The 20,977-nt window shown below is 38.4% G+C and carries 10 protein-coding genes, 1 tRNA gene and 2 pseudogenes; 8 read left to right on the forward strand and 5 right to left on the reverse strand.

What is annotated here, in order from left to right; genetic code table 11:
• Positions 1 to 397 (forward strand): DNA adenine methylase (locus tag J7R10_RS06120; RefSeq protein WP_246787409.1); only part of this gene is annotated, 397 nt, incomplete at its 5' end.
• Positions 398 to 765: 368 nt separating this feature from the next.
• Here the strand turns inward: J7R10_RS06120 and J7R10_RS06125 are convergent.
• The 5 genes from J7R10_RS06125 to J7R10_RS06145 form a co-directional block, all read right to left on the reverse strand.
• Positions 766 to 839: transfer RNA gene (locus tag J7R10_RS06125), tRNA-Gln, on the reverse strand.
• A gap of 92 nt (positions 840 to 931) precedes the next feature.
• Entirely contained in the window at positions 932 to 1,687 is a 756-nt protein-coding gene (locus J7R10_RS06130) for an iron ABC transporter ATP-binding protein (RefSeq protein ID WP_010705574.1), read from the reverse strand.
• A complete protein-coding gene (locus J7R10_RS06135) occupies positions 1,684 to 2,634 on the reverse strand; it encodes an iron chelate uptake ABC transporter family permease subunit (protein WP_010705573.1) in 951 nt (316 codons plus the stop codon). The genes J7R10_RS06130 and J7R10_RS06135 overlap by 4 nt, the downstream gene beginning before the upstream one ends.
• A complete protein-coding gene (locus J7R10_RS06140) occupies positions 2,627 to 3,583 on the reverse strand; it encodes an ABC transporter permease (RefSeq protein ID WP_010705572.1) in 957 nt (318 codons plus the stop codon). Before J7R10_RS06140 ends, J7R10_RS06135 begins: the two co-directional genes overlap by 8 nt.
• Positions 3,584 to 3,664: 81 nt before the next feature.
• Positions 3,665 to 4,615, reverse strand: a complete 951-nt coding sequence (locus tag J7R10_RS06145) for a siderophore ABC transporter substrate-binding protein (RefSeq protein WP_010705571.1) — start codon at positions 4,613 to 4,615, stop codon at positions 3,665 to 3,667.
• A 194-nt stretch (positions 4,616 to 4,809) separates the two neighbouring features.
• Here J7R10_RS06145 and J7R10_RS06150 point away from each other — a divergent pair, with 194 nt between their 5' ends.
• From J7R10_RS06150 to J7R10_RS06185, 7 genes and pseudogenes are all read left to right on the forward strand, one after another.
• Entirely contained in the window at positions 4,810 to 10,443 is a 5,634-nt protein-coding gene (locus J7R10_RS06150) for an autotransporter outer membrane beta-barrel domain-containing protein (protein WP_010705570.1), read from the forward strand.
• Between the two features lie 688 nt (positions 10,444 to 11,131).
• Positions 11,132 to 14,222, forward strand: a pseudogene (locus J7R10_RS10250) (autotransporter outer membrane beta-barrel domain-containing protein).
• 449 nt (positions 14,223 to 14,671) lie between these two features.
• Positions 14,672 to 14,941: a hypothetical protein gene (locus J7R10_RS06165; RefSeq protein WP_026501377.1), complete on the forward strand. Its 270-nt coding sequence runs from the start codon at positions 14,672 to 14,674 to the stop codon at positions 14,939 to 14,941.
• Between the two features lie 41 nt (positions 14,942 to 14,982).
• Entirely contained in the window at positions 14,983 to 15,612 is a 630-nt protein-coding gene (locus tag J7R10_RS06170) for a hypothetical protein (RefSeq protein WP_155806772.1), read from the forward strand.
• A gap of 290 nt (positions 15,613 to 15,902) precedes the next feature.
• Complete coding sequence (locus J7R10_RS06175) at positions 15,903 to 16,358, forward strand: hypothetical protein (RefSeq protein ID WP_026501375.1); 456 nt, start codon at positions 15,903 to 15,905, stop codon at positions 16,356 to 16,358.
• 278 nt (positions 16,359 to 16,636) lie between these two features.
• Positions 16,637 to 17,605: pseudogene (locus J7R10_RS06180) on the forward strand (autotransporter domain-containing protein); the annotation flags it as partial.
• A gap of 151 nt (positions 17,606 to 17,756) precedes the next feature.
• Entirely contained in the window at positions 17,757 to 20,948 is a 3,192-nt protein-coding gene (locus J7R10_RS06185) for an autotransporter outer membrane beta-barrel domain-containing protein (protein WP_208436389.1), read from the forward strand.
• Positions 20,949 to 20,977 lie beyond the last annotated feature (29 nt).

Raw genomic sequence — 20,977 nt, forward strand, 5'->3', positions numbered from 1 at the left:
TAATCCCTACCGTGGTGCACGGTTTAACTCTTTCAAACTTGAAGGGTTCTTAAAGCTGATTTACCGGCGTTTATCAAATGTGACCATTGAACATTTAGACTGGTTTGATTTTATTAGGCGTTATGACCGGCCAATGACCTTGTTTTACCTTGATCCACCTTATTTTGGCGTTGAGAATTGCTATGGCAAAGATTTGTTTAAACGAGAGGATTACCAGAAAATGTCCACACTGCTTGCCCAATTAAAGGGAAAGTTTGTTCTGTCTCTCAATGATGTGCCAGAGATCCGAAAAACCTTTAGCCAATTTAAACTAAAAGAGGTGAATACATCTTATACATGTGGATCAAATAATCCGATGCTGGCTCAAGAGTTGATCATCTCAAATTGCGATCTTTAGGAAAAGAAAAAAAGATTCATGAAAGGGGGCTTTAAATGACCTTTGAAAGGTCTTTGAAGACCCTTTGAGAACCCTTTGAAAAAATGAAAATCCTTTGAAAAGGAGGTCATTTTTACAAAATATGATGCGAATGAGACAAAATTTGCTGGTCTCTGCATGCATATCTTACAGATTTTAGCTGTCAAATAATGGGATTGATGGAAAAGATGAAGCATCTCAAATTGCGATTCCTGAGCAGAGCAAAATAAGGCTCATAAAAGCAACTCTAAATGATCCTTCAAAACCTCTTTGAAAAAAATAAATTGGTACAAAACCTACTGTCAAATTATACAAAACCTGCTGGCAAGCTACATACAGGCAAGCTACATTGGCTGGGGAACCTGGATTCGAACCAAGATTGACGGAGTCAGAGTCCGCTGTTCTACCATTAAACTATTCCCCAGAAGGGTGGATATCGCCATTCTTAGCAGATTTTAGAGTGTAGGCAAGCGTAAAAATGGGTCTTTATGATGATTGATAAGTGAGAGGAATTTATCAATAATAAAGGGCGATAGGTACGCCATGAATTGTTTTGATTCGAATATCAACATCGTAAATGTCTTGAAGAATTTCTGGCTGCATAATTTCTTTAGGTGTTCCACAATAAGCTACTTTCCCATTTTTGAGTGCTACGATCATATCTGAATAAGATGATGCGAAATTGATATCATGCATAACAATAAGAATGGTTTTTTTGAGTTCATCAGCTATACGGCGTAATTGCTTCATCATGGAAACAGAGTGTTTCATATCTAAATTGTTTAAGGGTTCATCTAACAAAAGATAATCGGTATTTTGACAGATAACCATTGCAATAAAAGCCCGTTGGCGTTGTCCACCTGAAAGTTCATCCAAAAAGCGGTCTTTGAGATCTTGTAAGCCGAAATATCTAATTGCACTGTCAATGAATTGTTTATCTTCATGATTATACCAGCCTTTTGAGTAAGGGTAGCGTCCGAAACTTACTAAATCGTACACGGTTAAACGAAAGGACAGGGGATTATCTTGACGCAGGATTGAAAGTTTTTGCGCCAAAACATCGTGGGGCATTTTATCAATATCAAAGCCGTCAATATGAATTGATCCTTTGTGATGCGGTAAAAGACGCCGTATCAACATTAAAAGAGTTGATTTGCCAGAACCATTGGGACCAATGAGAGAAATAATCCCCCCTTTGGGGAGATGAAGACATAAATCATCAAGAATCAATCTCGCTCCGTAAGTCTTGGAAAGATGATTGATTTCAATCATTTTAGTTTTCCCTTCATCAATAACATTAAGAAAACAGTTCCACCACAAAATTCAATAATGAAACTCAACCGTCCTGCCATATGAAAAATTTGTTCTAAAATAAATTGTCCACCAACCAAACAAATGATAGCCAATAATATGGCAATTGGCATAACAACACAGTGTTTTGCCTGAGGAGCAAGTTCATAGGAAAGGTTGGCAACTAACAGTCCAAAAAAGGTGACGGGTCCTACTAATGTTGTAGAAATGGAGACGAAAATGGAAACAAATATAAGAATAGCTATGGCATTTTTGTGATAATCAACTCCAAGATTGAGTGCGTTTTTGCGTCCTAGAGCAAGAATGTCCAGAAGGTGACGTGAACGCCAGCCAATCAGACTGACAATGAAGACAATAATTGAGGCAAAGCTTATGAGTGATGTATTAAATTTATTAAAATTTGCAAACATGATGTCTGTTAAATTCATCATTTGATCTGGATTTAACTGCAATTGCATGAACATGCGTAGACTGAAAAAAAAACCACCTAAAATAACACCAATCAAGAGGGTTAAATGAAGGCCTTTTAGACTGTCTGAAAAGAGCCAGTGAAAAAGGCTTATTGAAAAGAGAACGAGAATGAATGCTTCAAAAATGAGCTGTCCTTCTTCATTTAAAAACGGCAAAGAAAGAGAGCCTAAAAAATACATCGTGACAGTTTTGATTAAAATATAAAGTTGATCAAATCCCATAATAGAAGGCGTAAGAAGACGATTGTTAACAACCGTTTGAAATAAAATGGTAGAAACAGTAATTGCATAGGCAATAAGCAAAAGAGAGATAAGTTTTGTGAGACGAAGTGACCACGTATAGATGTTGACATTCCATGTCATATAAAGACTGATTACAGTACACGCCATTACGATAAGCGTTGTTAAGACGAGGGTTGTTGCTTTCTTTTTATCCAAGACGCTTTCTCCAGCGTAAAAGCAGTATCATAAAAATAAAACTCCCAATAATTCCCATCATGGTGCTAATGGGTATTTCAAGAGAAGGATGAATGATTCGTCCCAAAAGATCACAGATCAAGACTGATCCTGCTCCGCTGATTGCTACCCAAGGAGCCGTATAGCGCATATTGTCACCCATGAAATTTGCAACAAGATTGGGAATAATCAGTCCAACGAAAGGAATTCGACCAATTGTACAGACAACAACGGCGGTAATGGACGCAACAATAAAAAGACCAAAGAACATAACAGTACGATAATTTAGTCCAAGATTGTTGGTTAAATCTTCTCCCAGACCAGCTACTGTAAAACGATCAGCAGTCAAATAAGCAAGGATGCAAAGAGGAAGAGAGAACCATAAAATTTCATATTTTCCCTCAAGAATCATTGCAAAACTGCCAAATAAATAAGCTTGAAGGGAGGGGAGCAGCATTTCATGATCAGCAATAGCGTTGGTTAAGGAACCAATCACATATCCCAGCATAATTCCTGTAAGCGGTACAATAAGGCCAGATTTTAGAGGAATTTGGCGCAATAAAAACATAAAAAGGAGTGCTCCAGTCATAGCAAAAATTGTAGCGATAATCATTTTTCCCAGCACAGGGATATCGGGCAAGAAAATCATCACAAAAAGAATGCCGAGAGAAGCTGATTCAACAGTTCCAGCGGTTGATGGTTCAACAAAACGGTTGCGTGCAAGCAACTGCATAATCATGCCTGAAAGAGCAAGGGCCGCGCCTACCAAAAGGACTGCAATTGTACGGGGAAGGCGAGTTTGCCAGAAAATAAGCCAAGCATGTGAATCGTTTGATAATAAATCAGAAGGTGTTACATCTGAATAGCCAACAAAAATACTAAGAATAGACAATGAGGCAAGGACTGTTATAGCTATCCAATAATTTTTCACGTTCAATTATTTTCCAACAAAAAAGCAAAGGCTTCTTAAAGATAGCCTTTGCTCTTAAATTTTATTTTTATGACAAGCAAGTTATTTTTGTGCTTCTTTGTCTTTTGTAAAGGCTTCATTGATTTGTTGTGCAGCTTCGTTAAGTCCCGTTAAACCACCACTAGCACAGTACCAGCTCCAAGAATCCAGATAAATGATTTGGTTTTGTTTTCCAGCTTTTGTACGGTGAACAAGCTCATTGTCGAGCAATTGTGCTGCAGATTGTCCTTCTCGTCCAATTGCTGCATCTCGGTCAATGACCAACAACCAATCAGGATTGGTTTCAAGGATAAATTCAGGGGAAATGAGTTGTCCATGTTTTTGCACGGTCAGTTTATCCGTTGCAGGGGCAATTCCAAATGCGGAATGGAAAATATCAAAACGTGACTTTTGACCCAAGGCGCTGATTTTTCCACCAGAAGTCATAAGTATAAGCGTTGTACCTTTTCCTTGTGTATTTTTGCGAACTTCTGCTAAAGTTTCATCGAGTTTGGCAATTTCTTTTTCGGCTTCCTTTTCTTTGCCAAAAACTTTTCCAAGGATAGACACATTCCGCTTAATATCCTCAAGAGAGGTTTCGTTTCCTACTGTGAGGTCAATCGTTGGAGCGATTTTAGACAAATCTTTATATTTGGCTTGAGTCCGAGAGGAAATAATAATCAAATCGGGTTTAAGGGTAGCAATTTTTTCATAATCCGGTTCAAAAAGAGACCCAATTTTTTCATATTCTGCACCGTCAAATTGTTGCAAATACACAGGTTTTTTTCCTTCAGGAACACCGGCAACGGCTTTGATGCCAAGATGGTTCATATTATCAAGCGTTGCAAGATCAAATACAACAACCTTTTTAGGAGAGATGGGAACAGAGGTTGTGCCTGAAACATGATTGACGGTTATATTGGCATCGATGCTCGTATTTGCCCATGAAAATGTTGTAAAGCTCATCACAACAATCAAGATGGCAACTGCCCATTTTAAATATTTGGTTATCATTATTTCATCCTTTTCTCAAAATTATAAAGAAATTATCCATTTTAAAAACGTAACTTAGGCATTTTTATGTAAAAAATAACAAATTAATTTATTACATTATGTTGTAAAGCAGGTCAATGTATGTTACAAATTGGATATTTATCTCTTTTCACTCAATTCTAGTACTTTTACAACATATTTGGAAAGTTTAACATATGATTAATGTATTTAAAAATCGTACGCGTTTGTGCGCTGTAACAACAAGCGTTTTCTTCTTTTTACAAGGTGTAGATGCTTCTATGGGTACGAATGGTATTGCACGAGTTGATTCTGAAGTAGGGCAGCAGTCTTGTGATAGTGGATATCAGTCTTATAAAAGTACTCTTTTCTGTTTAGATGGTGAAAAACATACAATAAAACGGGGGAATTTTTCTGTAGAGAATCCTGGCGGTAATGCTATAATTACATTGGGAAGGCTTGTGGCGGTGGGGAAAACGGTGGCAGTGGACACAAAAGCGAATAATTTTATTACGCAGAGTTTTATAGTGCAGGATTTTAGCGATTTAACAAAAAGCTTCGATAGAGTCTCTGATAATAGTATAGAGGATAAAGGTATAGCTTTTATAACTGAAAATGATATGAATTTTTCAGCTATGCAGTTTCGAACGACAACTGTTAAAGTTTCTGATTCGGTTATTATAGGGTCGGCTAATTTTAAAAATCATAGTACAGAAGATTATGAAGAAGATCATAATGGGGTCAATCATTTTTCTTCTCCGGGTTATGGGAGTGCTGTATTTGCAGCAATGAATGGAGTGGTTGAGTTAGAACGTACAAATATTAGAGGGGTTACTGTTGGGATTGAGACACAAATAGGGGGAAAGTCCATTATGAAAGATGCACACATCCTGCGTTCTTGGGGGGGGGTCTTAGCTTTCTCTGATTCTTCTGTTGTTTTGGAAAATGTAGTTGTTGGTACGAATCGTTTTGGTCTTTATGGTTATGGGGGTGGAATAACAATGAAATCTGGGTCAATCATGATTGAAGAAGGTGGAGTTGGGGTCATTTCAGAAAATAATAGCACGGTTGTGTTAAAAAATGTTGCAATTAAGGGTAGAGAAAAAGAATTGAGAAAAGCAGATGCTGCTCAAGAAAGTGGGGTTGAATCAATTGGAGATACAATGTTTGAGAGTACCGGATTACTGTCAAATGGAGGGTTTATTGCCTTTGATAATGGAACTTTTAATGATTCTAATACCATTTTCTTGAGGGTTCGGGATAATTTCCTTAATACTGATTCTGCCATTAGTCAGATTTCTAGGTTTGTTTCCGTTTCTAGTGTGGATGGTGATAAAAGTGAACCTCAGCTTACTGGTTTTTCTGATGTTGTGTCCACTATGCAATACGTTTCAGACAATTTGAATCAAAATTCCAGTAGTGATTGGAGGAAGCGTCCTTGGAATGAGCGTGCTTGGAAGTTGAGCGCTAGCATGAAAAAATCAAATATTGACGTAAAAGGTCGGGGGTCGTCTGGTATATATTTTGGAGAGGCAGTAGAAAAAAAAGAAAATGAAGCAGCAAAACAGGGCGCGCGCGTAGTTTTTTTGGAAGGGACTACTTTAAACGTTCCAGATGGTGTAGCTGCTCATAGTAATAATATGAATGGCTATATTGTTTTAGGAAAAAAGTCAAGGCTGTCCGGGGACATGCTTTTGAAAGTTGAACCTAATTCTACGATGTCGGTTTTCGCTCATGATTCTACATTAATAGGTGGGGTTAGCTTAGCTTCGGATGCTAGGGCTGAGCTTTTTTTATCTGGTAAATCAATGTGGGGTTTAACGAAGAGTAAACATAACAATTTGGATAAAGGTCAAGATGATTCATATCCTGATTGTAAAGATTCATGTATATCGTTTGTACATTTTGCAGATAGTTCTATTAAGTTCTATGCCCCAAAAAACGGTGAAGATTATCAAACGCTTCGTGTTGGAAAGGGAAGTGGAACAGTTTACATTGCTAACGGAGATTCTGGTATTTACTTTAATGCGCGTATAGCTTCATCCGATTCTGGTGCTGTGCTAAAGTCTGATCAGCTTTTAATTTATGGTAATGTTTCTGGAACAACTAAGGTATATGTAAATGAAGCTGTCAACAGAACAAGAACTGATGATAGAGTAAGTATAAGTGAAAATGATAAATACCATAGTGTTTCAATTATTCAGGTTCATGGAACGGCAACAAAAGATTCTTTTAAACTGGGTGGTGGATATATTACGATACCAGGTTCGCCTTATCAGTATACCCTTCGTGCTTATAGTCCACAAGAAACGCAAGATTTTGGGTATGGACAGTATTTTGCTAACCGCTTTGAAAATGGGAAGAAAAATGAAGAGGTATGGGATTTCCGTTTGGAAAATAAATTAGAAAATGAACATGTGCTTTCTTTGGGTGCAGGTGTAAATAAGCTTTTCAAAAATGAGCTTTCTGTTAAGGCTACTCCTTCTTCCGGTGAAACTTCTACTGTTCCTGCTAGATTTTCCCATATTTGTAGCAATTCGGAGGATGAAGAAATAATTGTTACAAGTTTTACATATGAGGGGAGAACTTTTGATTGTTCTAAATATGTAAAGGAAGGTGATGAATCTACTATTACATCTGGTACATCTACTTTGTCCGTTACACCTTCTGTTGTTTCTACTCTATCTAGCGGTTCTGCTTCCATTAATTCTGACGTATCTGGAGATTCTTTGAAAGTTATTCGTCTTTCTTCTAAGTCATTGTCTAGATCTGAAGAAGATGATGAGATTAACATGGCTTTACCTTCTACGGATTCTGCTACATTTGAGAACTCTGAGACTTCTGAAATAGATGGGGTTTCCTCGAAATTAGATTCTTCCTCTGTTGGTTCTAATGTATCTCAGAATTCTGCACCTGTAGGACGTATTCTACTATTTAAGGGGCCTGCACCTATAATTTCATCTGCTGCTACTGTGCAGCCCGCTGTTCCTGCAACGCCTGCTGTTTTTGAGGTATCTACTGTTGCTGAAAACGTTGTTTCTTCTGAGTGTGATAATACGGAGCGGAATGGTGCGAGGGAGTCGCAAATTTCTTATTCGTGTAGTGATGGAAAGCCACATACCAAGAAAAATCCTACACTAAGGGCAAATAATAACACTCAGCATTCTGTGCGTGCAAAGAACAAGAATACAATTATTAATCTAGAAAGTGCTACTGTTATTGGTGCGCATTCTTCTGATAATAAAAATAATGTTGATCTTACTAAATTACAACCTGTAAGTGCTGTGCTTGCGGAAGAGGGGGCAGAGGTTGTTTTGAATAAAAAATCAACATTGCAATCTTCTCTGATTGGGCTTGAGGCGCAGAGAGGTGGGAAGGTCAAGATGGATGATGGAACGATTAGTGCTCATTATGTGGGTGTTTTGGCAGATTCCGGATCGTCTATTAATTTAAGTGATACGCAAATTAATGTAGAAGGGCCTTTAGCTGTAGCTGGTCTGGCTAGTAGGGGTGGTGAAATAACCATGAACTCTGGGTTGATTACTCTTGCAAAGGGAGTGGCAGTGAGGTCAGAAATGGGGGGAAATATTAAATTAAATAAGGTTAACATTACTTTGAAAAAAAGACAAGGCCAGTCGGATGATGGAGAAATGTTTGGGCGTTCGGCTTTTCTGTTGAGCGATGGTGGTTCTGTTGATTTAACGAATGGGAATGTTGTTACTGATGCCCATGGTGTGTGGGTTGGGGATACTGATGACGTTGTTAAGAGAGGTTCTTCCAGGAATAAGAGATCCTCTGATGTTCGTCCCTCTGTAAATCGCGCTAATATCGAGTTTTCTACTATTACAGTGGAAGGTGATAGATCCTATGGTATATATTTTGATGGTACGGTACAAAGACCAGTAAATGAACAGAATCAAGTTACAAATAGGAATCCTGTTAGGCAAACAAGAAGTGTTGAGCCAAGTGCACTACCCTTATCGGAGAAAGCACTTACGGGCATGGAAGGGATGGTTTCATTGAAAAAAACTGTTTTCGAAGTTTTAAAGAGTATAGCTGTTTATGGTAATAATTCTAGTGGTCGTGTTTCCTTAGAAAACAAAGCAACTCTTTCTGGTGATCTGCTGTTAAAAGCTGAGAATAATTCTAATATATGGATTTCGGTTGATAACTCTATTATTGTAGGTGGTGCACGCGTTGATAGAGGCTCTTATGCCAAATTAGATTTAACTAATGAATCAGAGTGGCATCTGAAAAGAAGTGCACATAAGAGTTTAAGCGCTTCAGATTCAGAGTGTATAGATTCATGTGTTTCTTCGGTAAGTCTTGTCAATAGCTTTATAGAGTTTGCGCCTTTGGAATCTCAAGAGTTAAAGTATCAGACACTTCGTATTGGAGAAGGAAAAGGAACTGTCTATAAGGCGCAGGGCAATGCTGCAATTTATCTTAATGCACGTTTGAGTCCTGGTGATTCGGATGTCAATCAGTTAACCGATCGACTTTTAATACATGGTGATGTTTCTGGAAAAACTGTAGTATATGTACGAGGTGTTGCAGGAAATACAAGTGAAAAGGATCAGGCTCATAGTGTTTCAATTATTCAGGTTTATGGAAAGGCGCAGAAAGATTCTTTCCAACTGAGTGGTGATTATGTTACGCTGGCAAATTCACCTTACAAATATACGCTTCGTTCTTATGGTCCAGAAGCGACTTCCGCGCAGGACCATGTTCATCAGAAATTTATGGAAAATGGTGGGGATTTTTGGAATTTCCGCTTAGAAAATCAATATGTTAAACCTAGTAGTTTTGCATATACTTCTGCCGTTTCTAAGGTGGGGTTTTCTTCATATGGTGAACGTGTTGTGAGATCTGTTGTTCCGCAAGTTCCAACTTATCTGCTCTTACCAAATAGCGTATTCCATGCCGGTTTGATGGATATCAACAATCAAAACAAGCAGTTGGAGATATTGCGCACGACTTCTAGTGGAAAGATAGAAGCTCGCGAAAACCCTGCTTTATATTTGCGTGGCTATAGTGGCAGTTACCGTTATGCTTCAGATTTGTCTGCGCTTGAATATGGGTACAAAGGTGATCTTAACTATAATGGCGTAGAGGCAGGTGTTTTATTGCACACAATTGAAAATGCTGATACAGCTATATCCTTTGGGGTTATGGGCACTTATGGAAAGCTTGCTCTACAACCTGTAGATGTTGAACAAAGTCAAAAGAGTGCATTTGATAAATGGACTGTTACAGCATATGGAAGCATGCAGCATGATACGGGCTTCTATGTGGATGGTCTTTTTTCCTATGGTTTGTTCAAAGGTGATGTTCTCACCCTTGCACGGGGGAAGACAGCAACGTTAAAGGGAAGTCCTCTCAGCGCTTCATTGATTGGTGGTAAAGCATTTGCAACGGGATATGAAGGTTTTATTTTTGATCCGCAGGTTCAAGTTGTTTACCAACATCTCCACTTTGATAAGGCTCGTGATATTGATAACTTTGATATTGAGATGGGAAAACTGGATCAATGGGTGGCACGTGTTGGTGGACGTTTAATTAAAACGCCTACAGGGGTTGAAGGAGTGCGTGCTGTTGCCTTCTATAGTAAGCTTTATCTTGCTCATGGTTTTGGCGGAAAACAATCTGTGCACTTTAAAGATGCTTTCCAGTTGGGAGCCTTTGGTTCTTCCCTAGAAGCTGGGTTAGGCTTTAATGCCAAATTGTCTTCAGCGTTTTCTCTGCACGGTGATGTTGTCTATCAACATCAGCTTAATAAGGCTGGTTTTTCTGGAGCTAGTTTTTCCGGAGGAGTCCGCTATCAATTCTAGAATAAGAAACAATACGTACCTTTATAGAAAAGGCAGCACACTGTGCTGCCTTTTTTCTTTATAACAATCTGTTTTGCTTTATCAAAAAATCTTTGTTCTTTTGATACGGACTCGAGAAGTTATGTTTTTATTTTGTGTGTGAAAGTATTTTATGATCGTATCATTTTTTTCTATGGTAAAATGAGTTTCTAAAATTTTTTTGTAATAAAATACACTACGGTAACAGGCTTTTAGAGAGCTCTTTATGATGGAGGGCTCACAGTGTGAGTAGTGTCCAATATCCTGCCTGATCTTATTTATCCGCTATAAAGCTTTATGCTTCCTTAATCTTGTTTTTACGGATTTTGGCAGTCTTTTTCATGGGCATCTTTTGTCAGTTTTTTAGTCCACAATGATAGATGGTACATTTTATTAATTGCACGTTATAGTTTTTTTCCCTTTACACGAAATACAGAATGCATTATACTCGTATAGATTGTGCTTAAAGGAATTATTCTCTTAGAGGTAGTTTGTTGTGTTGTGCTTAGACCTTCCGCCAAGTTTATTGAGATAATTCATTGCACGGTTCCGATGAGCGGTAGATGCATTCTTTTGGTTTCACCTTTTTCATATTTTGAGGTGCTTACCGGAATGTTTTTATCATAGCTTTTGTTTTCAATAAGAGGGGAAGAAAAGTTTCGAGGGAACTATGATTAAAGTTTTTAAAAATCATGTCTGTTTATATACTGTCACAACGACTCTTCTTTCTTTGCTTCAAAGTGGAATAGGAATTGGTGCAAATGTAGAGAAGAATAGTGGGGTTCCTAATATTTCTGTTACCTCGCCCATCCCCCCAATAAGCGATATTTTCGTTTATCAGTATCCAAGTACCGCTCCGATAGATGTTGCTTCGATCTATAGGGCTCAAAACATCTCTGATAGATATTATACATGGATCGATGGGCATGAAGTCCCAGCTTCCTTTAATAGCATTCTTAGTGGGAGTAACTCGAATTCTCCTCTTAAAGGGGATGGTGGAGAGAGGAGGGATAAACATCCTCCTGTTAGATATAGATTTTCTAACGAGAATAGTGGGCTGAAGTTATATGATGGTTTATATTATATATGCGATGACTGCACAAAAGATACTATTGACAATCGGTCTTATAAGATGACGAATGCCCCTCATAATCTTACTGCTATAACAGTAAAGGGGAGAGGTACAGAAGTTACGGGGGAAAATGTAGCTGTTAGTAGTCAAGTTCTAGGGAGATCTTTTACATATGGCGTATCTGTATCAAAGGATGGAAAGATTGTTTTAAAAAATCCCATTCTCAAGAATGCAGGTACAGCTCTTTATGCTAGCGATGGAGTTATTAAGGTGAACAAGGGGATTATTGACGGAAGTCAAAAGGCTGTTGAAGCAATAGAGAAGTCATATGTTCTTTTGGAAGATACAGAAATTAAGACGAGCGATGGGAAAGCAAGTCTTTTGAGTTATAAGAATTCAGAAGTTTGGATGTCTGGTGGATCCGTTGATTTTATGAACAGCCATGGGGTTTCTTCAACGTCAGGTGGAAAGATAAATCTAGAGAATGTTAAGATTACGGGAAAAGATAGCGAAAACAAGAACCATGCAGTTTTGCATACGGATCTAGGTGGTCCTATTAATTTTAAGGGTACTATTAAAACGATAAATGTTCATGGCGTATTATCAGAAAATACTGTAGCTACTTCTAATTCAATTCTGCCGCTTGGAGACTTATCAGATAATGTTGAGGCCACTGAGGTCAACATTGAATCTTCTTTTGTTACGGTGAGTGGAAACAACGCCTATGGTGTGTATTTTAAGGGAGAAAAATCATGGGAAAGACTTGCTAACGAAGACTCTTCAGAGGAGGAGAAGACTCCACGCAGATTGGAGGTTGTCAATTTGCAGAGGACGATGTTTTCAGCTCAGGATTATGCAATTTACAGTACCGACAAGACTTTTGGTGTTGTGAGTTTAATGGAAAGTACCTTGAGTTCAGACAGTCTCCTCTTAAAAGCTGAGAAGGGAGCTTCTGTGGCAGTTTTAGCTGTTGCTTCTACTACTCTTGAGGGGGGAGCATATGTTGATGAGAATTCTACTGCTAAGCTTTATTTAGGCGATAGTTCGACATGGATTTTACAATCAAAGCAAAAGAGAGAGCAGGATGAATCTGCTTTGAAAGGTATTTCATCTGTTTCACTCGTAAATCTTATAAGTGGTAGTTCCATTAAGTTTACACCATCAAAACCTAACCAGAATTATATGTATCAAACACTTCACATTGGAAAAGGGACAGGTGAGGTCTATAAGGCACAGGAGCGTGCGCATATTTATCTTAATACATATCTGAATTCTGGGGGGGGCTCTTGATAATCAAAAGACCGATCGTGTTTTGATTTATGGGGATGTTTCTGGAAAAACAACAGTTCATGTGCGTGGTGTTTCAGGAAGTACGGGAGCGTTCACGGGGAATGGTGGAAATGAACAAGGGATTTCCATTATTCAGGTTTCTGGAACAGCAGAGAAAGATTCTTTTCTGTTGGAAGGTGGTTATGTAACAGTAAACCATTCTCCTTATCAGTATCAGCTTTATGCTTATGGTCCAGAATCTGATTTAGGGAAAGCGAGTGTGGGGCAAAGATTGGTGAACGGGAGAGGAGACTTTTGGGATTTTCGTCTCCAAAATAGATATGTTGAACCTAAACCTGATCCTACCCCGGGCCCAACGCCAGCTCCAGAACCTGAGCCTAGACCAACACCTTCTCCAGAACCAGCTCCGGAACCTCGTCCTAAACCAGAAATTAAGGCTGTTGTTCCACAAGTTCCAACTTATTTGCTTTTGCCCAACGCCTTGTTTCAAGCAGGTTTGATGAATATTAATGGTCAAAACAATCGCTTAGAAGCTTTGCGAATTGCTTCTGGAGGATTATTGAAAAGTGATGAACAGCCTGCCTTTTTTGTGCGCGGCTATGGTGGAAGTTACCGTTATGCTTCAAATTTGTCTGCGCTTGAATATGGTTATGGTGGTGAGCTTGATTATCACGCTATAGAGGCCGGTGCTTTACTGCAAACAATTGAGAATGCACATAGTAATGCATCTTTAGGGCTTATAGGGTCTTATGAAAGATTTTCTCTACAACCTTTAGATGTTGAACAAAGCCAAAAGAGCGCGTTTGATAAATGGTCTATTACAGCGTATGGCGGTATACAGCATGATGCGGGCTGTTATGTGGATGGTCTTCTCTCCTATGGTTTGTTTCAAGGGAATGTTCTTACTCTTGCACGGGGCAAAACAGCAACATTAAAGGGAAAACCTCTCAGTGCTTCTGTGACTGCTGGTAAAATGTTTATGATAGGGTATGAAGGCTTTGTTGTTGATCCGCAGGTTCAGGTTGTTTATCAACAGCTCCACTTTGATAAGACCCGTGATATTGATGACTTTGATATCGATATGGGGAAACTTGATCAATGGATGGCACGTGTTGGTGGACGGTTAACCAAGACGCTTAGTGCAACCGATGAAGCACGTGTTGTTTCCTTTTATAGTAAGCTTTACCTTTCGCATGGATTGGGAGATAAGAAATTTGTGCACTTTAAAGATGCTTTCCAGTTAGGAGCTTTTGGTTCTTCCCTAGAAGCGGGATTGGGCTTTAATGCCAAGTTATCTCAAAAGTTTGCGCTTCACGCAGATCTGAATTATCAGCATCAGCTTAATAAGGTTGGTTTTTCCGGAATTAGTTTTTCTGGTGGATTGCGCTACCGTTTTTAGTTTGATTGTATTTTGATCATTTCTTTAAAGACCTACAAGCTATGCTTGTGGGTCTTTTTTTGTCGGTTGTTTTGCTAGTAATTTTAAAAATCACTTCTTGACAGGTCTTAAAAATACTAAAGTGCTTTTTTGTTTTTTCTCAAAATCAGATTAGAATTTTATACTTTATAATATCTTATTTTTGCTTTACATAAGACACATAATGTTTTTATCCGCTGCGTGCAATAATGGCAATGAAGCAGAACGCGGTTTTTTCAGAGGAATGGGAAGAAAGTTTGTAGTAGAAATATGATTAGAAAAATTAAAAATCATCTCCCTTTCTTTGTACAGAATGCTGATGCTGATGATCAATTTTTTGAGAAGAAGCAATTTTCATGTAGTCAAAGCGCTTCATTTTTCGATGTAATGATGGTAAAGAACATGAAATTTCCAACAAAATTTATACACTCATGGGTCAAAGCTTTGAGCCAGCTATAGAGGCTTCAGGGGAGGGGACAGTCATTGTAGCAGACAGTATAATCATTAACGGCATTGCAAATGCAAACAATCATTCAGGAAAAAGATCTTGGACAACAGGTGTAAAAGCCTCAATGGAGGGAGGTGTTACTCTATTCAATTCCATCTTAAATAATGTGTCAATAGGTGCAGATGTTGATGAGGGAGAAGCTGTTGAGATGCAAGATGGGGTGATTAATGCATCGCGAATGGGGGCAACGTAGTTGATCAATATTCTTTTATTGTTTTGAATCATGCAGAAATTATGACAAGTGCTGGTGCGGTAAATCTTTTTAGCCAAGACAGTGCAAAAATTGAGATGAAAGCAGGAAAGATTGATTTTACAAACGGTATCGGGGTTCAAACAGCAGGAGGTAGCAACATTATTTTAGATGGTGTTTCTATTACCGGAAGGGGACGGTACATGAGGAATACAGGTAGGCATAGTGAAAATTCTGCTTTTCATATGCTTCAAGGTAGGGGGTCTATTATTCTTCAAAGAGGAAGAGTTAATGTCACCAATGCTCATGGTCTTTCATTACAGGGAAATGATAATAATACTGCCTATATCGAAAACTCTACTGTTATGATAAGAAATAGGTCGTTTAATGGTATGCGTTTTCTGTGGGAAGCAGCATTTGATGGAGGCAAGAAAACAGTTTTATCTGGACGGTGGGTGGTCCATTTGTCTAGGACGTCTTTTATGATTCCTGAAAGCACGGCTATTTATAGTCGACAATTCGAGAGTTCTATTAAACTTTCACAAGGCTCAACAGTTTTGGGAGATCTATTGTTGAAGGCTGAGGGAAATTCCACTGTAAAGATTACAGCTGATGCTTCTACGCTTATAGGGGGAACTCATGTTGATGAAAATTCTACGGCTGCCCTAGAATAAAAAATAATTCAAAATGGACTTTATCGCAACCAAAATATGAAAAATTGCAAAACTCTGCCTTTTCTCGTTCTCAATTGGGTAATTATTCATCTCTTTCATCCCTAAATCTTGTTGATAGTTCTCTTTTTTTTTAAGAATTAAAAACAGGTGATATTTACAAAACACTTCTCGTTGGAAAAAGGGGCAGGCAAAGTTTATCATGCGCAAGGTAATGTGCATCTTTATCTTAATACATATTTGGATAAAGTGGGGGGGGAGGGACTCTTCAAAAGCAAAAAACAAATCGGCTTTTGATTCATGGTGATGTTGAGGGAACAACGATAGTACATGTGCAAGATGCTTTGGGTAGTCGAGGGGACTATACTGGGGAGCGCGGAAATAACAAAGGAATTTCCATTATTGAAGTGTATGGAACAGCAAATAAAGATTCTTTTCAGCTAAATGGTGATTATGTTACATTGGAAGGTTCACCTTATCAGTATCGCCTCTATGCTTATTGCCCCAGTTCTTCTTTAGGGAAAGCGGATTTATCTCAGCAAGTGCTTAAGGGTGAAGGAGAATTTTGGGATTTTCTCCTCGAAAGTGAAGTGATGCAATCTCCTTCTTCTGATTACGCGGATTTGTTTTTTATTTCTTATTTCCCTGTGTTGCGTTATAATACTTTCTCTTCTTTTTCGGGGCAGCTTCCTGATTTTTTGGAGATGAGGCTGCTTGCGTTAAAATGGAGAAAAGTTCTGAATGCCTAAGCTCTTCTCCTCTTGTTACATCCGTTAGAGCCACTGTCAATGAGGCAAAAATTTTAACTCGTCGGTCTGTTTCTCGTCCTATTTCTGTCGAATCTGGTGCTACTTTTCTTACATTCGTGAGATCTGTTGATACTGATGCTTTGATGGAAAATCCTTCTGCTCTTGCGTTTTTTCCTGTTACGCCGGAGGGGGAGGCTAATGTATCTGAGCGAGGTCGTGTTTCCGTTATATCTAAGGTTGTTCTTGCTTCTGAGCTTTCTCCTCGTTTTCAGAAAACAGTAAGGACTGTTGTCCCACAAGTTGCAACATATCTCCTTTTGCCAAATAGCTTATTTCATGCTGGTTTGATGGATATGAGTAATCTAAATAAGCAGTTGGAAATACTACAAACTGTTTCTCTTCGATCGTTGAAAGTCGATGAAAATTCTGCTTTGTTTTTACAGAGTTATGGCAGCAATTATCTTTATGTTTCAGATCTGTCTACACTTGAATATGACTTTGGAGGTGAGATTGAGTATAATGCTATAGAGGCTGGAACTTTGCTGAAAAATATTGAGACGACAGTCAGTACTATATCTTTTGGGGTTATGGGAACTTATGGAAGCCTTTCTCTCCATCCTCTCAATGTTGAGCAGAGCAAAAAGAGCACATTTGATAGATGGTCCGTTTCTGCTTATGGAAGTTTGCAGGATGATACGGGTTTTTATGTGGATGGGTTGCTCTCTCATGGCCTCTTTAAAGGTGATGTTTTCACTCTTGCACGAGACAAGGTGGTAAGCTTAAAGGGAAAACAGTCGAATGCTTCATTGACCAGTGGTCAAAGGTTTGCAATAGGGCATAATGGTTTCATTTTTGATCCACAGTTTCAGTTTATTTATCAGCGTCTTCAGTTTGATCATGGGCGTGATGTTGATAATCTTGACGTTGATATGGGGAAATTTAATCAATGGACAGCACGTGTTGGTGGGCGTTTAACCAAGATTCTTACGCCCTCTGAAAAGGAGCGTATTGTTTCTTTCTATGGTAAGCTTTATCTTTCGCGTAATTTTGGAGACAGGCATTTTGTGTCTTTTAAAAATGATTTTCAGTTAGGTGCGTTTGGTTCATCTTTAGAAGCAGGAGTTGGTTTTAATGCCCAATTATCTGCGAAATTTGCACTTCATGGAGATGTGAATTATCAGCATAGACTTACCAAAGCTGGTTTTTCAGGAGCAAGTTTCTCTAGTGGGTTACGCTATCTTTTTTAGTTATACATACAGTATAAAATAACTTATATATAAGTATATATAGTTATCTTAAATATTAATAGAAGATTTTTTAATACTATATTAACCATATTTTAAGATTTTTTATCTATATTCTAAATGTTTTATTAAGAGATTGGAGTAGAGAAGAAAAATGATAAACGTATTTTATAATCATGCGTTTGTGTATAGTTTTACTACAGCTATTATTTATTTTTTGCAAGTTATTCATGCTTCTGGATGTGATCTAGAAGCTTCCTTTTATGAATGCAGTGATGGTAAAAGACATTCAATCACAAATAAGACCTATCAGTTAGAAAATTCTCGAGGAACTTCTTCTGATTCTGCTCCTGTTGCGGCTATATACGTAGAAAAGGAAGGGACAGTTGTTGATGCGTCGCAGGTCACTGTTATAGGCGATAAGCCAAGTGTAATATTTTCATATGGTGGCTATGTACAAGATGGAGGGGAGCTTATTTTAACGGATGCACATTTTAAAGATATACCTGCTCTTCGTGCTCAGGATGGAGTTATTAAGATGACAGGAGGGAAAATTGAGGGGGCTTCGCACGTTCTTTATGCATCGGGAAAAGAAACAGATGTTGCTTTAGTTCGTGTGGATATTGAGATTGCACCAGATAATTTGAGTATAGAAGGGGTTGGTCTTGTTAGTGGTTTTGATGCGCTGGTGAGGATGTCAGGAAGTACTGTTACTTTTAATGAGATTGGTTCATTTTCAACACGGTTTGGTGGAAGGTATCTTCTCGATAGTATGATCATTAAAGGAGAAGGAAAAAAAGAGAGTTCTAAAGTCAAGGCTAGAAACAGCAGTATAATACCAGAAGCTTTTGAGATGTTTCAAGTTGGAAATGTTCATTTGAGGGACAATACTCTTCAGCTTACTGATATGCATGGATTTTTAATTAAAAATTATTCGGGTTATGCATATGCTCATAGTCAGTTGATTGGAAAGTATGGTATATTAAACAATTTTAAGAATACAAATCTTCAGATTGAAAGATCTCATATTTCTGTGCGGGGCGAGAGTGCGCATGGTTTATATTTTCATACATTAGATCCAGAAGAGACTGCAAAAATGTTAAGCCGAAATGATGAAAAACTTTCAGATATGCAAACAATCATCATGGGAGTTGCATCTGTTTCTTTGTCAAAAACAAAGTTTTCAGTTCCAGATGGTACGGCTGTTTATGCTACGGGGAGTAATGGCTATGGAGCTAAAGCTATTCTTAAGTTATCAGAAGAAACTAAAGTCTCGGGTGATTTATTATTAAAAGCTGAAAATGATGTTTCTCTTTTTGTTAAAGCTGATGCCTCTACCCTCATAGGAGGTATCCGTACTGAAGATGTTTCTACCGTTAATTTGCAGTTAGCGCATGGCTCAACATGGTTTCTCAAAAAAAGAAAGCAGAGAAGTTTACAAGGCTTGGATTCTCCAGATTCATCACTTTCATCTCTGAGTCTTTCTGATAGTACACTGATTTTTGATGAAGATACATCTGATGGTTATCAGACGCTGCGCATTGGAAAAGCAACGGAGATAAATGAGAAAGACAAAGGAATTATCAAAGACAAAGTCGTTATAAATGAGGAAGACAAAATAGTATTGTCAAAATATAAAAGAGCATATAGTGCACAGGGTAATGCTCAGATTAAACTGAGTGCATTTTTGGATGATAATGGTTCCTTTGATCCTCAAAAAACGGATCGTATTTTGATCTATGGTGATGTTTCTGGAACCACTGTGGTTCATATGCAAAATTTTAAGAAAACTTTAGGACAAGAAGTACGTGATGGAAAAGATCAAAGCGTTTCACTGATTCAAGTTTCTGGGACAGCGAAGGAAGATTCTTTTAAACTTGCCAGTAATTATATTACAGTAAATGGTTTTCCTTACCAATATCGTCTCCGTGGTTATGGTCCGGGTTCTCCTTTTGGAGAAGCGGATGCTAAGCAAAGATTGGTTGCAGGTGAAGGAGATTTTTGGGATTTTCGTCTTGTAGGACTCTATATGAATCCAGAAACAGATTCTTCTGAGACTACACCTGTTTCTCAAACATCTTCTCCAATTGCGCCCTCTGAATCCGTAGATCCACAGCCTATAGATCCTACACCCACACCATTTACACCTGTTTCACCTACACCTTCTTCAATTGCATCCTCTGAGTCCGTAGATCCACAGCCTATAGATCCTACACCCACACCATTTACACCTGTTTCACCTACACCTTCTTCAATTGCATCCTCTGAATCCGTAGATCCGCAACCTACAGATCCTACATCAACTCCATCTGTTTCAGTTAAATCTAGATCCGTTAGGTCTGTTCCAGTTGAGCCTGATATTCAGACCATGCCGAAAATTAGGGCTGTGGTTCCGCAATTGCCAACTTATCTCCTCTTGCCAAATGCCTTATTTCATGCTGGCTTGATGGATCTCACTACTCAAAATAAAAAATTGGAGGTAATACGAAATACTTCTCTAAATTCTTTGAAAAGTCATGAAAATTCAGCATTTTTTGTCCGTGGGTATGGTGGAAATTACCATTATGCTTCAAATCTTTCTGCTTTTGAATATGGATATGGAGCCGAACTCGATTATACTGCCTTTGAGGCTGGTGTTTTGCTGAAGAAAACTGACAGGACAGAGAATCGCACATTCTTTGGGGTTATGGGAACTTATGGAAGCCTTTCTCTCCATCCTCTCAATGTTGAGCAGAGCAAAAAGAGCACATTTGATAGATGGTCCGTTTCTGCTTATGGAAGTTTGCAGGATGATACGGGTTTTTATGTGGATGGGTTGCTCTCTCATGGCCTCTTTAAAGGTGATGTTTTCACTCTTGCACGAGACAAGGTGGTAAGCTTAAAGGGAAAACAGTCGAATGCTTCATTGACCAGTGGTCAAAGGTTTGCAATAGGGCATAATGGTTTCATTTTTGATCCACAGTTTCAGTTTATTTATCAGCGTCTTCAGTTTGATCATGGGCGTGATGTTGATAATCTTGACGTTGATATGGGGAAATTTAATCAATGGACAGCACGTGTTGGTGGGCGTTTAACCAAGATTCTTACGCCCTCTGAAAAGGAGCGTATTGTTTCTTTCTATGGTAAGCTTTATCTTTCGCGTAATTTTGGAGACAGGCATTTTGTGTCTTTTAAAAATGATTTTCAGTTAGGTGCGTTTGGTTCATCTTTAGAAGCAGGAGTTGGTTTTAATGCCCAATTATCTGCGAAATTTGCACTTCATGGAGATGTGAATTATCAGCATAGACTTACCAAAGCTGGTTTTTCAGGAGCAAGTTTCTCTAGTGGGTTACGCTATCTTTTTTGACAAGAGATGGTATGTACTTTTGTTGTGTT

This window comes from Bartonella vinsonii subsp. berkhoffii ATCC 51672, assembly GCF_902825225.1.
In the GTDB taxonomy this organism is placed as follows: Bacteria; Pseudomonadota; Alphaproteobacteria; order Rhizobiales; family Rhizobiaceae; genus Bartonella; species Bartonella berkhoffii.

Coding starts and splice junctions, on each gene's coding strand:
- J7R10_RS06150 (WP_010705570.1), top strand. CDS start 4,810: ATGATTAATGTATTTAAAAATCGTACGCGTTTGTGCGCTGTAACAACA.
- J7R10_RS06185 (WP_208436389.1), top strand. CDS start 17,757: ATGATAAACGTATTTTATAATCATGCGTTTGTGTATAGTTTTACTACA.
- J7R10_RS06170 (WP_155806772.1), top strand. CDS start 14,983: ATGACAAGTGCTGGTGCGGTAAATCTTTTTAGCCAAGACAGTGCAAAA.
- J7R10_RS06145 (WP_010705571.1), bottom strand. CDS start 4,615: ATGATAACCAAATATTTAAAATGGGCAGTTGCCATCTTGATTGTTGTG.
- J7R10_RS06165 (WP_026501377.1), top strand. CDS start 14,672: ATGGGTCAAAGCTTTGAGCCAGCTATAGAGGCTTCAGGGGAGGGGACA.
- J7R10_RS06130 (WP_010705574.1), bottom strand. CDS start 1,687: ATGATTGAAATCAATCATCTTTCCAAGACTTACGGAGCGAGATTGATT.